The organism is Paraburkholderia sp. HD33-4 (assembly GCF_021390635.1).
Classification (GTDB): Bacteria; Pseudomonadota; Gammaproteobacteria; order Burkholderiales; family Burkholderiaceae; genus Paraburkholderia.
In genome coordinates, this window is the sequence record NZ_JAJEJS010000001.1 from 2,506,823 (window position 1) to 2,521,079 (window position 14,257).

Below are 14,257 nucleotides of genomic sequence, written 5' to 3' on the forward strand. Positions count from 1 at the left end.
CCCGTCCTTGGCTCGCATCGTCCTGAAGATCGACGTCGACACGCTGCGCGGCACCCGCGAAGGCGTGCCGAACCTCGCGCGCATCTTCGACCGCTTCAAGGCGCGCGCCACCTTCCTGTTCAGCCTCGGGCCCGACCACACCGGCTGGGCGATGCGCCGCGTGCTGCGGCCGGGCTTTCTGAAGAAGGTGTCGCGCACGTCGGTGGTCGAGCATTACGGCGTGAAGCAACTGATGTACGGGGTGCTGCTGCCCGGTCCGGATATCGGCGCGAAGGCCGCGGCCGAGATGCGCGCGATCCACGAAGCCGGCTTCGAGTGCGGCATCCATACGTGGGATCACGTGTACTGGCAGGACAACGTGCGCGCCAAAGATCGCGCATGGACCGTCGCGCAGATGCAGCAGAGCCACGCGCGGTTCATCGAGGTATTCGGCGCGCCGCCCGTCACGCACGGCGCGGCGGGCTGGCAGATGAACGGCCACGCGTTCGAGCAGATCGACGCGTGGGGCATGCGCTACGCGTCCGACGGCCGCGGCCACTCGCCTTATCTGCCGGTGGTCGAAGGCAAGACGCTGACGCACGTGCAGATGCCGACCACGCTGCCGACGCTCGACGAAGTACTCGGCGTCGACGGTGTCGACACGCACAACGTCGCCGCCTGGATGCTGAAGCAAACCGAAAAAAATCCGCACGACCAGGTGTTCACGCTGCACGCGGAACTCGAAGGACAGAAGCTCGCGCCGGTATTCGAACAGTTGCTCGAAGGCTGGCGCGCGCAAGGCCACACGTTCGCAACGATGGGCGATTACTACGCCACGCTAGACCGCGACACGCTGCCATCGTACCCTGTTACGTGGGGCGAGATTCCCGGGCGCTCAGGCGAACTGATCGTCCAGCCCTGAAGGGCTGCGGCGCGGTGTTAGCGAGCACGCGGCTTGCTGTCTGCTTGCCGCCGCTGCTGCGCGAGAACCGCCAGGCCGCGCGCCGTCCGTGTCCCCGAACAACAACAACCTCGACGACAGACCGGCCGACGCCGCGGCACCTAGCGACGCCGGCCCCAACAACCGGAGAACCCCGTGTCCATCGCAGTCGACCAACCCATCCCCGACTTCACCGCCGCCGCGACGGGCGGCGAGATCACGCTGTCAAAGCTGCGGGGCAAGAAGGTGGTGCTGTATTTCTATCCGAAGGACAACACGCCGGGCTGCACGACCGAAGGGCTGCAGTTCCGCGATCTTTATCCGAAGTTCAAAAAGGCAGGCGCGGAGGTGCTCGGCGTGTCGCGCGACAGCCTGCGTTCGCATGACAACTTCAAGGCCAAGCTCGAACTGCCCTTCCCGCTGATTTCCGATCCGGAAGAAGCGCTGTGCGCCCTCTTCTCCGTCATCAAAATGAAGAAAATGTATGGCAAAGAGGTCCGGGGAATCGAGCGCTCCACGTTCCTCATCGACGCCGATGGCGTGCTGCGCCAGGAGTGGCGTGGCGTGAAAGTGCCGGGCCACGTCGACGACATTCTGGAGGCTGTACAAGCGCTTTGATGCGCGTTATATTGGGCCGCAATGAGTGCCTGTCCACCCCACATTTTTCTCCGCTGCGCCAGCCCTGACGGCCGCTTGACCGGATTCACCGGTGCCGTTCGGAGCGTGAGGCGCAATGAGAGCATCATCGTCGAGCCGCTTGCCCCGAATGCCGGGGCGGCGGCTTTTTTAATTGCGCGCGACCGCTCGTTCACTGGTTCGCGCGTTTCCGTCAAGGAGCCTATCGAAGACCAGGCGAACCGGCATCTCTAGACCGAATGCGCGCCTCCTCGCGCAAACTGGGTGTCCCATCAGGACATCGTCAGAATGCGACGGGCGGCGCACGATATGTGACCCGATCATTTCGAGGGAAACCATGCCTTTGCCTACTCCCCCCAGCAAGCTCGGCAATCTTTTGTCGCCTGACGAATACAAGGCCAAAGCCGTCACGCCCGGGCGCTCCACCGCGAAAAAACAGGCGCGTGAAGGGGAATCCGCAGAGTCGGCCGATTACGGCCGCGCCAATGTCGCCACCCCGATGGCGCATGCCGCCAACGCCGCCACTACTCTGCGGCCCGTGCGCGCCGTCGAGTCGCCGCCCGCCGCGCAACCCGCGCCGGCGCGCGGCCGCAAGACCAAACAGACCGCCGCGCTGCTACAGCCGGTTCCGTCCGCGCGCCCGCAGCTCGAAGCCGACGCGGCCGAAGCGCAGCCGGTCGTCGCACGCGCGCCTGCCGCGAAACGCCCCTCGGCCGAAACAGCGGCGCCCGCCGCGGCAGCCCCGGCCACCACGCGCAAGAAACGCGGCACGAGCGCCACGCCAGCCGAGGTGCAAAAACTTTTCGTGCTCGACACCAACGTGCTGATGCACGATCCGAGCTGCCTGTTCCGCTTCGAGGAGCACGACGTCTATCTGCCGATGATGACGTTGGAGGAGCTCGACAACCACAAGAAGGGAATGTCGGAAGTCGCGCGTAACGCGCGTCAGGTGAGCCGCACGCTCGACGCGCTCGTCGCGAACGCGGGTGACATAACCGACGGCATTTCGCTCGCGCGTCTGGGCAGCCGTGAGGCGTCCGGACGGCTGTTCTTCCAGACCAAGTTGACCGCGATCGAGCCAGTCGAAGGTCTACCCGAAGGCAAGGCCGACAACCAGATCCTCGGCGTCGTGCGCGCGTTGCAGCGCGATCGCGCGGATCGCCAGGTCGTGCTGGTGTCGAAAGACATCAACATGCGCATCAAGGCGCATGCGCTCGGTCTGCCCGCCGAAGACTACTTCAACGACCAGGTGCTCGAGGACAGCGATCTGCTGTACACGGGCGTCCGGATGCTGCCGCAGGACTTCTGGACCAGGCACGCGAAGGGCATGGAAAGCTGGCAGGACACGAAAACCGGCACCACGTACTACCGGGTGACGGGTCCGCTGTGCGCGTCGATGCTGGTCAACGAGTTCGTCTATCTGGAGCCGCAGAACGGCGAGCCCGCGTTCCATGCGCTTGTGCGCGAGCTGAACGGCAAGACCGCGCTGCTGCAAACGCTGCGTGACTACGGCCACCACAAGAACAACGTGTGGGGCATCACGGCACGCAATCGCGAGCAGAACTTCGCGCTGAACCTGCTGATGAATCCGGAAATCGACTTCGTCACGCTGCTCGGCCAGGCCGGCACCGGCAAGACGTTGGTCGCGCTTGCGGCGGGCCTCGCGCAGGTGCTCGACGACAAGCGCTACAACGAGATCATCGTGACGCGCGCGACGGTGCCGGTCGGCGAAGACATCGGCTTCCTTCCGGGCACCGAAGAGGAAAAGATGCAGCCGTGGATGGGTGCGTTCGACGACAACCTCGAAGTGCTGCAGAAAACCGACGACGCTGCCGGCGAATGGGGCCGCGCCGCGACCCAGGAGCTGATCCGCTCGCGCCTGAAGATCAAGAGCATGAACTTCATGCGAGGACGCACGTTCGTCGACAAGTATCTGATCATCGATGAGGCGCAGAACCTGACGCCGAAACAGATGAAGACACTCGTCACGCGCGCGGGTCCGGGCACGAAGATCATCTGCCTCGGCAACATCGCGCAGATCGACACGCCTTACCTGACCGAGGGCAGTTCGGGCCTGACCTACGTGGTCGACCGCTTCAAGGGCTGGGCGCACAGCGGACACGTGACGCTCGCGCGCGGCGAGCGCTCGCGCCTCGCTGACTACGCGTCGGAGATTCTCTAGGCGTTCGCCGGTTTTTCCGGCCGTTCCATCGCAAGCCGCGTCCGGTTCGTTCCGGACGCGGCTTTTTTATCGCCCTTGCGTTCCACGCCGGCAACACTTAGCGCACAAACTTCAAGTAATTTATCAACAATTCTTGCGGCAGCCTTGTTGGGCGGCTACCATCCCGACATCGTCAGTGAGTAAATGGGCGCTTACCGCCCGTGCCGTGTTCATGCGTCGACTCGCCCTATCGCTGCTGCCCGTCCTGTTGCTCGCCGCTTGCGCCGGCGCGCCGCAGAAGAGCTCGCGCGGCTCCGGCGGCATCGTCGTCGCGAACGGCGCCTATCACGCGCCGCCGCCCGGTTTCCCCCACTTCGTCGATCACAGTATCGGCCGCGAGGAAATCTCGATCCAGGCGATGAGCCTCGTCGGCGTGCCCTACCGCTGGGGCGGCAATACGCCCGACAGCGGCTTCGATTGCAGCGGGCTCGTGCGGTACGTAGTGCTGCGCGCGGCATCGGTGAACCTGCCGCGCACGACGGCCGAGATGAGCGGGCGCGGCGAGTCGATCGAACCGGACGAAATCGCGCCCGGCGATCTGATCTTTTTCAACACGACGGGGCGCGCGCATTCGCACGTCGGCATCTATGTGGGCAAGCTGCGCTTCGTCAACGCGCCATCGACGGGCGGCACCGTGCGGCTCGACTATCTGACCAATCCCTACTGGGCGAAGCGCTTCGACGGCATCCGCCGGATGGCGGGACCAGCGGCTACGCCGGCGCCGTTCGATACGCCGAGTTATCAGGCGGCGGCACCGCAGACCGAGCGGGGTGCTGCGGTGGCAGCGACGGCGACGGGCGCGGCAACCACCGTGGCGGTTCCGGCCGCGTCGACCTACGCAGGCACGACGGCGATGTCCAGCGCGCCGTCGATCGCACCAGCCCGGCCGGTCGCGAGCACGACCCCGGCGGGCAATGCAGGCGGCGGCACGCCCGTTGCGCAAACCGATCAATTCGAGCCGCCACCGGCGGGCCTGGGCGCCGCCCAACTGCAGGCACGTTCGGCAGGCGCCGTGACAGCGGCGGTGGTCCCGGCAACTCAGGCGAGCGCCTATGACAGCGGCGCTCCCTCACCCGCTCAACCAATGCAGTCCGCGACGACCGGCCGCTCCCTCCCGCAAACTGCACCTGACCCAATCGACGCCGCCGCCGACGCATTCGAACCGCCGCCGCCCGCTTCCATCGCGGAACGTCAGGCGCGGCAGATGCAGCCGACCGAAGGCACTGGCGCCGTGCAGCTGATGCGTGCGTCGGCGGCTTCACACGGCGTGCCCGCACCGACGCAAAGCAGCGACGACCCGATCGCCCGTTTCGCGAACGGCAACTTCTGACGCCGTGATCTGCTATCGTCATCGATATTCTTTCGACGGCGGGTAACGACCATGGAACTCGGGCTCAAAAATAAGGTGGTGCTCATCACCGGCGGCAGCAAAGGCATCGGCTTCGCCTGCGCGCGCGCCTTCGCACAGGAAGGCGCGAAGGTCGCGATCGTGTCGCGCGACCCCGCCAACCTGGCGCGCGCCTACGAACAGCTGAAACAGGAAGGTTTGCACGTGCACCGCACGCGCGCCGATCTGCACGAGCCGCACAGCGCCGCCGATATCGTCGAGGAAGTCAGCACCGCGGTGGGCCCGATCGACGTGCTGATCAATAGCGCCGGCGCCGCGCGCCGGTACGACCCCGAGACGCTCGACGCCGACGCATTCCGCGCGACGATGGAAGCGAAGTATTTCCCGTACATCTACCCGCAGCAGGAAGTGCTGCGCCGGATGGCCGAGCGCGCGAAAGCCAACGGCGGCGCCGAGCCGGGCACGATCGTCAATATCATCGGTATGGGCGGCAAGGTCGCGAGCGACATTCATATCGCGGGCGGCGCCGCCAACGCAGCGCTGATGCTCGCGACCGTCGGCCTCGCGCACTACTACGCGCGCTACGGCATCCGCATCAACGCGATCAATCCGGGTGCGACGCTGACCGAGCGGGTCGAGGAAGCGGTCCGGCTGGAGGCCGCGCAGCAAGGCATCGGCAATGAGGAAGCGCTCGCGCGTGGCCAGGCCAAGACGCCGCTCGGCCGCTATGCAAAGCCGGAGGAAATCGCCGACGTGGCGCTGTTTCTCGCGAGCCGACGCGCGAGCTATGTGACGGGCGCGATCATCCCGATGGACGGCGCAAACGCACCGCTGATCTGAACGGATCGAGCGACGCGACAGCCTGCGGGACCGCGCAAACGCGCCTTTGAGTCGAACTACCCGGGGGAAACCGGAGCGATGCAACGGGCGGCATGGAGCCGAAGCCCGCGCGTGCCATTCAGCCAGATTCAGCTAAATGCGGCAGCGCAGGCCTGCATCGCACGGTGATTACAGGAAGTGGTGACCCAGCCACCAGGCCCCGCCGGACAGCACCGCGGAAGCCGGAATGGTCAGAATCCACGCCCAGACAATGTTGCCGGCCACGCCCCAGCGCACCGCGCTCAACTTCTGCGTCGCGCCGACCCCGACGATCGCGCCGGTAATCGTATGCGTGGTGGACACCGGGATGCCGAGCGCCGACGCGGTAAATAGCGTGATCGCTCCGCCCGCCTCCGCGCAGAAGCCGCCAACCGGCTTCAACTTCGTGATCTTCTGCCCCATCGTGCGCACGATGCGCCAGCCGCCGAACAGCGTGCCGAGACCCATCGACAGATAGCAGCCGCCGATCACCCACAGCGGCGGCGCATCCGCTTTCATCGATGCAAAGCCGGTTGCGATCAGCAACATCCAGATGATGCCGATGGTCTTCTGCGCGTCGTTGCCGCCGTGACCGAGGCTGTACAGTCCGGCGGAGAGCAACTGCAGACGGCGGAAGCGCCGGTCGACCTTGCTAGGCGGCGTGCGGAAGTACAGCCACGACACCAGCAGCATGAAAAACGAGCCGAGTACGAAGCCGAGCAGCGGCGAAATGAAGATGAACGCGATGGTCTTCATCAGGCCATCCCAGTTCAGCGAGCCCCAGCCCGACTTGGCGAGCGCCGCGCCCACGAGCCCGCCGATCAGCGCGTGCGACGAGCTGGACGGAATGCCGTAGACCCAGGTAATCACGTTCCACGCGATCGCGCCGACCAGCGCGCCGAAGATCACATAGTGGTCGACGATGTCGGGATCGATCGTGCCCTTGCCGACGGTCGCGGCCACCTTCAGGTGGAACACGAAATACGCGATGACGTTGAACGCCGCCGCGAACGCCACCGCCTGCTGCGGCTTCAGCACGCCGGTCGACACGACCGTGGCGATCGAGTTCGCCGCGTCATGAAAGCCGTTCATGAAGTCGAACACGAGCGCAATGGCAACCAGGCCGGTGACGACCCAGATAGCGAGTTGTATCGATTGCATTATGCGTTTTCCAGCACGATGCCTTCGATGATGTTCGCCACATCCTCACACTTGTCCGTGATCGTTTCGAGCAGCTCGTAGATCGCCTTCAGCTTGATCAGGGTCTTGACGTCATCTTCCTCGCGGAACAGCTTCGACATCGCCGCGCGCAGCACACGGTCGGCTTCCGATTCGAGCCGGTCGATTTCCTCGCAGGCCTTCAGGATCTGGCTCGCCTGCTTCATGTCGGACAGCAGGCTGACCGCGAACTGCACACGCTCGCAGGTCGCCGTGCAGATATGTGCGAGCTGGCTCGCCTCCGACGTGACCGCTTGCACGTCGTACAGCGAGATCGCGGTGGCGACGTCCTCCATCAGGTCGAGGATGTCGTCCATCGTCGTGATCAGCTTGTGGATCTCGTCTCGGTCGAGCGGCGTGATGAAAGTCTTGTGCAGCAGGTCGATGGTTTCGTGCGTGAGCTTGTCGGCCGCTTTCTCGGCCTTTTGCACGTTTTGCTTGTGGGTTTCGGCGTCCTGCAGATTGTCGATCAGGAGCTCGAGTTCGCGGCTGGCCGAGATGATGCACGTTGCGTGCGCATTGAAGATTTCAAAGAACTTGCCCTCAGTGGGCATGAATCGACCGAACATTGGGATCCTGGAAATGGGTCACGTAATGGCTGACATAAAACCGCCATATTGTACCGTTCCGGATTCATTGCCGCACTCGTGACAGCGCCGTTACAACAGCCTGCGGCGCTTGCCGTCACTCTCCGCCGTAGAAGTTTTGCGCGCCGGCAAAATTATCGAACTTCGTGTATTGACCGTGGAACGTGAGCCGAACGGGACCGATCGGACCATTCCGCTGCTTACCAATGATGATCTCCGCGGTGCCCTTGTCGGGGCTGTCCGGGTTGTACACTTCGTCGCGGTAAATGAACAGGATCACGTCCGCATCCTGCTCGATAGCGCCCGATTCGCGCAGGTCCGACATGATCGGCCGCTTGTTCGGCCGCTGCTCGAGGCCGCGGTTCAGCTGCGACAACGCGATCACCGGCACGTCGAGCTCCTTCGCGAGGCTCTTCAGCGAACGCGAGATTTCCGAGATTTCGGTCGCGCGGTTTTCACCCGACGACGAGCCGCTCATCAGCTGCAGGTAGTCGATGATGATCAGCCCAAGCTTGCCGCACTGGCGCGACAGCCGGCGCGCGCGCGAGCGCAGTTCCATCGGGTTCAGACCGCCGGTTTCGTCGATGAAGATCTGCGCCTCGCTCATTTTCTGCACCGCGTGCGTGAGCTTCGGCCAATCCTCGTCGGTCAGGCGCCCGGTTCGCATGCGATGCTGATCGAGCCGGCCGACCGAGCCGAGCATACGCATCGTGAGCTGGGTGCCCGGCATTTCCATCGAGAACACCGCGACCGGCAATCCATACTCGACCGCGACGTATTCGCCGACGTTCATCGAAAACGCCGTCTTACCCATCGACGGACGGCCCGCGACAATGATCAGCTCGCCGCCGTGCATGCCCGAGGTCATGCGGTCCAGATCGACGAAGCCGGTCGGCGTGCCGGTCACGTCGCTCGGATTGGCGGTGTGGTAGAGCGTGTCGATCCGCTCGACCACTTCGGTCAGCAACGGCCCGATCTCGAGGAAGCCCTGGGTGCCGCGCGCGCCGTCTTCGGCGATCGAGAACACCTTCGATTCCGCTTCGTCCAGCAATTGCCGGACTTCCTTGCCTTGCGGGTTGAACGCGTCGGCGGAGATTTCATCGGCGACCGACACGAGCCGGCGCAGCACCGCACGGTCGCGCACGATTTCCGCGTAGCGGCGGATATTGGCCGCGCTCGGCGTGTTCTGCGCGAGCGCATTCAGGTAAGCGAGGCCGCCCACCTCTTCCGCCTTGCCCGAAGTGCCAAGCGCCTCATAGACGGTGACCACGTCGGCCGGTCGCGTGGCCGCGATCAGCTTGCCGATGTGCTCGAAGATGATGCGGTGGTCGTAGCGGTAGAAGTCGCTTTGCGCGAGGAAGTCGGCGATGCGGTCCCACGCCGCATTGTCGAGCAACAGGCCGCCCAGCACCGATTGCTCGGCTTCGATCGAATGCGGGGGGACTTTCAGCGACTCGAGTTGGGGATCTTTGGACGGTGCGTTCATGGGGTGGAATTATCGGGCAATCCGGCGACGGCTGCGAGCGGAAAAAACGCCAACACGGGCGTACACGATAGATAGTCGGGCACAAAAAAAGCAGGGGCCGGTTACCCGGCCCCTGCCCTTCACCAGCGCAATGCTGGCTGATCCTGCGTGATGCTCAGCGGTCGACTTAGGCGTGCTCGCCGATCACTGCCACCGTCACATCGACGAGAACGTCGGTGTGCAGCGAAATCTGAACCGGGTGCTCGCCAACCATCTTCAGCGGGCCTTCCGGCAGACGCACTTGCGACTTTTCGACTTCGAAGCCTTGCTTGCCGAGTGCTTCGGCGATGTCGGCGTTCGTCACCGAGCCGAACAGACGACCGTCGACACCAGCCTTCTGGTTGATCTGAACGGTTTGGCCTGCGAGCTTTTCGCCTTGTGCCTGAGCGGCTGCCAGCTTTTCAGCGGCGACCTTTTCGAGTTCTGCGCGGCGCACTTCGAATTCGGCCAGGGCTTCCTTCGTTGCACGGCGAGCTTGCTTGTTCGGGATCAGGAAGTTACGTGCGTAACCGTCCTTGACCTTCACGATGTCGCCCAGGTTACCCAGATTGACGACTTTTTCCAGAAGAATGATTTGCATTCGGATACTCCTTATCGCGTCGTCGGGTTAGGCCTTGTGCTGGTCGGTGTACGGCACCAGCGCGAGGAAACGCGCGCGCTTGATAGCCGTGTCCAGTTGGCGTTGATAATGCGCCTTGGTACCCGTGAGACGTGCCGGCGTGATCTTGCCGTTCTCGCCGATGAAGTCCTTCAGCGTTTCGATGTCTTTGTAGTCGATGTACTCGACGCCAGCGGCCGTGAAACGGCAGAACTTCTTGCGCTTGAAGAGCGGGTTCTGTTGCTGACGACGCTTGTCGAATTTCTTACCAGTCGGGCGGGGCATGATTAGTCCTTTCCAATGTCCTGCAATGCTGTGATGTGAAATACCAGAGTTCGCGCGTTACGGTGCTTTTTCGCCAGAAAACCTGTGAAGAGCGTTTCGACGCCCATCTGACAGTTTTCGAGCTTACCGCTCGCTTCGCCCGCGGCGACCGCCTGCATGGTTAGTTCGACCTGACGGGCAATGCCCGCCTCGACGACTTCCGTGCGGTGGTGCAACGTGCAGCTTGCAATCGGAACGCCGGCGGGGGTGTACCGCACCGGTTCGCGTTCGACGACGCTTGCCTTGAGTTGCAGCCGGTTCATGTACTTCAGATGCCTTCGTGTACGTGAGCGGAGCGACGCTGCGTGTCTGGCAGCTTAAATATGTGTCTTAAGCCTGCGCTTCGGTCGGCTGAGCGGCTGCCGACTTCTTGGCTTCTTCGCGCTGCACTTCCTTCATCATCGGCGACGGGCCGGTTTCGGCCTTCTTCATCTTGACGATGAGGTGACGCAGAACGGCGTCGTTGAACTTGAACGCGTGTTCCAGCTCGTCGAGCGTGGTCTGGTCGCATTCGATGTTCATGCAGACGTAGTGAGCCTTCGCGAGTTTCTCGATCATGTAGGCCAGTTGACGACGGCCCCAGTCTTCGACGCGGTGGATCTGACCAGCGTGCGACGTGATCGTGCTCTTGTAACGCTCGATCATGGCGGGCACCTGCTCGCTTTGATCGGGATGCACGATAAAGACGATTTCGTAATGACGCATTACACACTCCTTGTGCTGACTTTTGGATAGAAGCCGCCCGGGCGTCTGAACCGGTGCGGCAAGTGAGAAGCCCAAGAGTCTAACCCGAATGGGGACGGGTTGCAAGGCATTCCACCGATTCGGCGGCGGAATCGGATGTGTTTTCAAGAGCTTAGGGGCAATAGGACCCGTGAAGCCTGGCTGTTCTTGTTCCTCAGCCCGCTTCCGTGCGCTGGCTGCCGCTCTGCAAACGCGCTCTGAGCGCCGCTTCGAGGCCACTGAGCGCATCGGGCGCGGCGTCCGTGATTGCCCACCAGGTCATGCCCGCCGCGTCCCAGTGCGCGATCGAATAGCCGTCGTGACCGAGCGATGCGGGCGCCGCGCCGTCGATGCCACGCGCCGCGCCGCCCGCCGTCGACTGCGGGAACACGTACACGTCGATCACGTGCTTGCCGTAGCGGTACACGAGCACCGCGACCCGCTGATGCGCGAGGTAGTCGAGCCGACCGCCCTGCAGCGCGAAGCCGTTCGCCGCGAGATCCTCGACGGGCGGCGAATAGTCGAGCCGGCCGTTGAACCACGGCTTGACCGTGTGACGATCGGTCGAAATTACGTCGATGTCACGGCCGGAGACCTGCGCGCGCACGTGGCTTTCGACGAGTTCGTCGGTGAATGGCGAGAATTCGGCCGGGCGGTGCAGTGTCAGTGTCAGGACCGCGGCGGCCGCGCACAGCGCGATCACGAGCGCCGCGAAACCGCCGCGCGCGGTCGCCCGGTTTGCACCGCCCGCGGCGGCTGCGCCGCCGAAGCCGGCCCAGCCGCCCCCCTTGCCGGAGCCCGCTTGATGCCCGCGTGAATCGCCCGAGCCTCTCGATCCGCCCGAGCGGTCCGCGCCATCTGAACCACTGAAGCTCCTGAGCCACCCGTCGAGCCACGCGGGCCACCACGCGCCGCGACGCTGAGGCCGAGGCTCCAGCGCCGCCGGCTCCGTCATTCCCGCGGCAGCGTTGCCGGCAGACTCCGCCGGTACATCGTCAGTCGCGGCCGTCGCCGCCGACATTGCGGTCCCTTCGGCGAGGGCCTCGGGCAAGCCGGCCACGATCCGCGCCCGCAACGACTGCGGCGCCCGATGATACGGCGCCGCGCGCAGCGCACCGCTCAGCGCGCGCAGGTTGTCGCTCGCGCGCCGGCAGTCGTCGCAGCTCTCGATATGCTGCTGGACCCGGCGCGCATCGGGCGCCGGCAGTTCGTGATCGGCGTTCGCATCGAGGAGCGGCCGAGCTTCGTTACAGTCCATCCGGCGTCTCCTGAGCGGGACCGGCGGCAGCGCCGGGAATGTTGAGTGGCCGGCCGTCGGCAAACGCCCGGAGCTGTGTCACTGTGGCGGCGACGGGCGCACCCGCCGATGATGTCGGGCGGCCATCGCCGGGACTTCGCGGCGACCGGGCCGAAGGCCCGCAGGACGCGCCGGATCCAGCGGATGCGGCGGGTACGGCGGGTACGGCGGCCGCAGACTGCGCGAGCCGCCCGGATTGCGCGCCATGATCCGACGGCGCTTGCGTCGACCCGCGCCGTCCACCCTGCCCACCTTTGCGCCCCGTACCAGACGCTTCTCCCCCGCCTCGCTGCTGCGCCATCAAAATCTCCGCCAGCTTGCGCCGCCCACGCGCGAGCCGCGACATCACCGTACCGATCGGCACATCGGCCACCACCGCGATCTCCCGATATCCCATCTCTTCTAGCTCACGCAAAATCAGCACCTCGCGATACTCGACCGGCAAAAGTGCCAACGCGTCGTGCACCTGCCGTACGTCCTCGTCGCGAATCAGCAGTGCCTGCGGATCGTCGCCGCCCGCGCTCCAGCCGTCGAGGGTCGCGTCGTCCATCGTTTCGTCGAATTCGAGCATGTCGTGCGTCGGCGCGCGCCGCCGCCATTCCGTGTACCAGGTGCGGCGCACGATCGCGAGCAGCCACGGCCGCGCGGAGTCGCCGCGAAACGTATCGAAGAAGCGGAACGCGCGCATGAACGCTTCCTGCAAGACGTCCTCGGCATCGTTCGGATTGCCGCACAGCCAGCGCGCGAGGTTGTACGCGGCGTCCAGATGCGGCAGCGCCAGCTGCTGGAAGCGGCGACTTTTCGCTGCATCGGCATCGGCGTTGGCGCCGGTGCCGGCATTTGGCTCGCCGCGTGCGCGGGCGGCGTCTGAGTCGGTCTGGACCACGTGGGCCCCTCCAAGGGCATGGCGGCTGCGTCGTGCGGGTCGCTGCTGTCGAGCGCCCCGCGTGGTGTCGTTCCTGACGTGTCTTTCACAGCAGAACTGGCCATAGCCCCAGTTTATTCCCGACTGCGGCGAGGATTCCCAAAAAAGCTCGGGATCGCCGCCGCGCGCCGCTCGCCAGCTAGTACGACGGCTGGTTCCAGTACTCGTCGCTCGCGTACACGTCTTTCAGGTAGTCGATGAAATAGCGCACGCGCGCCGGCACGTAGCGCTGCTGCGGATAGACCGCGAGGATGTCGTAATCGGGCAGCGCATACTCGTCGAGCACGGTTTCGAGCTCACCGCGCGCGAGCTGCTGCTGGATTTCCCATGTCGAGCGCCAGCCGAGTCCGAGCCCCTCCGAGACCCAGCGATGCAGCAACTCGCCGTCGTTGCAGTCGAGCGTGCCGCCCACCCGCACCGTCGCGAGCTTGCCGTTGCGGCGGAAGTACCAGCCCCGGTTCTGGCCGCCTTGAAGATTGAACGCGAGGCAGTTGTGGGCCGGCAGATCCTCGAGCGTCTTCGGCTTGCCGTGACGGCGGAAATACTCGGGCGTGCCGCACACCACCCGCCGGTTCGACGCGAGCTTCACCGCGACGAAGTTCGGATCGACCGTGCCGCCGATGCGAATCGACAGGTCATAGCCCTCGCGCACCAGATCGACGACCCGGTCGGTCAGATTGAACGACATCTGCAATTCGGGTTTATCACGCAGAAACGCGGGCGCAAGCGGCGCGACGTGCTTGCGCCCGAACGCGGCCGGCGCCGACACGATCAGGTGGCCGTTCACCGCGCGGCGCCCCGCGCTCAGTTCGTTCTCCGCCTGATCCCATTCGCTGAGCAGCCCCCGGCAGCGTTCGAGAAACGCGGCGCCATCTTCGCTGACCACCAGCCGCCGTGTCGTGCGGTACATCAGCTTCACGCCGAGGCGCTTTTCGAGCGCGTCGATGCGCCGCCCGAGGATCACTGGCGACACCCCCTCCTCCAGCGCCGCTGCGGCAAGACTGCCCGCATCGGCGACCCGCACGAAGGTTTCGATCTGTTTGAAGCGGTCCATATTCGTCTCCCACCTGTCTCTTGC

15 protein-coding genes are annotated in these 14,257 nt (G+C 64.8%); 5 read left to right on the plus strand and 10 right to left on the minus strand.

The annotated features are described in order from the left end of the window. Positions 1–7 precede the first annotated feature (7 nt). The 5 genes from L0U84_RS11085 (at position 8) to L0U84_RS11105 (ending at position 5,964) form a co-directional block, all read left to right on the plus strand. On the plus strand, positions 8–901 hold the full coding sequence (locus L0U84_RS11085) for a polysaccharide deacetylase family protein (protein WP_233849846.1): 894 nt from the start codon (positions 8–10) through the stop codon (positions 899–901). Positions 902–1,075: 174 nt separating this feature from the next. Then, positions 1,076–1,537 (plus strand): peroxiredoxin, encoded by a 462-nt coding sequence (locus L0U84_RS11090; RefSeq protein WP_233849847.1) that lies wholly within the window; start codon positions 1,076–1,078, stop codon positions 1,535–1,537. Positions 1,538–1,892: 355 nt separating this feature from the next. After that, the gene (locus L0U84_RS11095; protein WP_233849849.1) at positions 1,893–3,737 is read left to right on the plus strand and encodes a PhoH family protein; all 1,845 of its coding nucleotides are present in this window, start codon (positions 1,893–1,895) and stop codon (positions 3,735–3,737) included. Between the two features lie 211 nt (positions 3,738–3,948). Continuing rightward, complete coding sequence (locus L0U84_RS11100) at positions 3,949–5,106, plus strand: C40 family peptidase (protein WP_233849851.1); 1,158 nt, start codon at positions 3,949–3,951, stop codon at positions 5,104–5,106. Positions 5,107–5,157: 51 nt separating this feature from the next. Then, a complete protein-coding gene (locus tag L0U84_RS11105) occupies positions 5,158–5,964 on the plus strand; it encodes an SDR family oxidoreductase (RefSeq protein ID WP_233849852.1) in 807 nt (268 codons plus the stop codon). A 168-nt stretch (positions 5,965–6,132) separates the two neighbouring features. Here L0U84_RS11105 and L0U84_RS11110 read toward each other — a convergent pair whose 3' ends face one another. From L0U84_RS11110 to L0U84_RS11155, 10 genes are all read right to left on the minus strand, one after another. Then, a complete protein-coding gene (locus L0U84_RS11110) occupies positions 6,133–7,143 on the minus strand; it encodes an inorganic phosphate transporter (protein ID WP_129957386.1) in 1,011 nt (336 codons plus the stop codon). Then, on the minus strand, positions 7,143–7,769 hold the full coding sequence (locus L0U84_RS11115) for a DUF47 domain-containing protein (protein ID WP_233849853.1): 627 nt from the start codon (positions 7,767–7,769) through the stop codon (positions 7,143–7,145). The genes L0U84_RS11110 and L0U84_RS11115 overlap by 1 nt, the downstream gene beginning before the upstream one ends. 115 nt (positions 7,770–7,884) lie before the next feature. Continuing rightward, entirely contained in the window at positions 7,885–9,273 is a 1,389-nt protein-coding gene (locus L0U84_RS11120) for a replicative DNA helicase (protein WP_233849854.1), read from the minus strand. 166 nt (positions 9,274–9,439) lie between these two features. Further along, on the minus strand, positions 9,440–9,892 hold the full coding sequence (gene rplI / locus L0U84_RS11125) for a 50S ribosomal protein L9 (RefSeq protein WP_233849855.1): 453 nt from the start codon (positions 9,890–9,892) through the stop codon (positions 9,440–9,442). A gap of 27 nt (positions 9,893–9,919) precedes the next feature. Beyond that, entirely contained in the window at positions 9,920–10,195 is a 276-nt protein-coding gene (gene rpsR / locus L0U84_RS11130) for a 30S ribosomal protein S18 (protein ID WP_013588504.1), read from the minus strand. A gap of 2 nt (positions 10,196–10,197) precedes the next feature. Then, the gene (gene priB, locus L0U84_RS11135) at positions 10,198–10,497 is read right to left on the minus strand and encodes a primosomal replication protein N (protein ID WP_233849856.1); all 300 of its coding nucleotides are present in this window, start codon (positions 10,495–10,497) and stop codon (positions 10,198–10,200) included. A 67-nt stretch (positions 10,498–10,564) separates the two neighbouring features. Continuing rightward, positions 10,565–10,939, minus strand: a complete 375-nt coding sequence (rpsF, locus tag L0U84_RS11140) for a 30S ribosomal protein S6 (RefSeq protein ID WP_233849858.1) — start codon at positions 10,937–10,939, stop codon at positions 10,565–10,567. A gap of 193 nt (positions 10,940–11,132) precedes the next feature. Continuing rightward, complete coding sequence (locus tag L0U84_RS11145; protein WP_233849860.1) at positions 11,133–12,215, minus strand: anti-sigma factor family protein; 1,083 nt, start codon at positions 12,213–12,215, stop codon at positions 11,133–11,135. Continuing rightward, positions 12,205–13,140, minus strand: a complete 936-nt coding sequence (locus tag L0U84_RS11150) for an RNA polymerase sigma factor (protein ID WP_233849862.1) — start codon at positions 13,138–13,140, stop codon at positions 12,205–12,207. Before L0U84_RS11150 ends, L0U84_RS11145 begins: the two co-directional genes overlap by 11 nt. 178 nt (positions 13,141–13,318) lie before the next feature. Further along, on the minus strand, positions 13,319–14,233 hold the full coding sequence (locus tag L0U84_RS11155; protein ID WP_233849864.1) for a LysR family transcriptional regulator: 915 nt from the start codon (positions 14,231–14,233) through the stop codon (positions 13,319–13,321). Between the last annotated feature and the right edge of the window lie 24 nt (positions 14,234–14,257).

What these genes read in the sequence shown, in the direction of transcription:
- L0U84_RS11095 (WP_233849849.1), top strand. Translation starts at nt 1,893, where the DNA reads ATGCCTTTGCCTACTCCCCCCAGCAAGCTCGGCAATCTTTTGTCGCCT.
- L0U84_RS11100 (WP_233849851.1), top strand. Translation starts at nt 3,949, where the DNA reads ATGCGTCGACTCGCCCTATCGCTGCTGCCCGTCCTGTTGCTCGCCGCT.
- L0U84_RS11105 (WP_233849852.1), top strand. Translation starts at nt 5,158, where the DNA reads ATGGAACTCGGGCTCAAAAATAAGGTGGTGCTCATCACCGGCGGCAGC.
- L0U84_RS11110 (WP_129957386.1), bottom strand. Translation starts at nt 7,143, where the DNA reads ATGCAATCGATACAACTCGCTATCTGGGTCGTCACCGGCCTGGTTGCC.
- L0U84_RS11115 (WP_233849853.1), bottom strand. Translation starts at nt 7,769, where the DNA reads ATGTTCGGTCGATTCATGCCCACTGAGGGCAAGTTCTTTGAAATCTTC.
- L0U84_RS11120 (WP_233849854.1), bottom strand. Translation starts at nt 9,273, where the DNA reads ATGAACGCACCGTCCAAAGATCCCCAACTCGAGTCGCTGAAAGTCCCC.
- rplI (WP_233849855.1), bottom strand. Translation starts at nt 9,892, where the DNA reads ATGCAAATCATTCTTCTGGAAAAAGTCGTCAATCTGGGTAACCTGGGC.
- rpsR (WP_013588504.1), bottom strand. Translation starts at nt 10,195, where the DNA reads ATGCCCCGCCCGACTGGTAAGAAATTCGACAAGCGTCGTCAGCAACAG.
- priB (WP_233849856.1), bottom strand. Translation starts at nt 10,497, where the DNA reads ATGAACCGGCTGCAACTCAAGGCAAGCGTCGTCGAACGCGAACCGGTG.
- rpsF (WP_233849858.1), bottom strand. Translation starts at nt 10,939, where the DNA reads ATGCGTCATTACGAAATCGTCTTTATCGTGCATCCCGATCAAAGCGAG.
- L0U84_RS11145 (WP_233849860.1), bottom strand. Translation starts at nt 12,215, where the DNA reads ATGGACTGTAACGAAGCTCGGCCGCTCCTCGATGCGAACGCCGATCAC.
- L0U84_RS11155 (WP_233849864.1), bottom strand. Translation starts at nt 14,233, where the DNA reads ATGGACCGCTTCAAACAGATCGAAACCTTCGTGCGGGTCGCCGATGCG.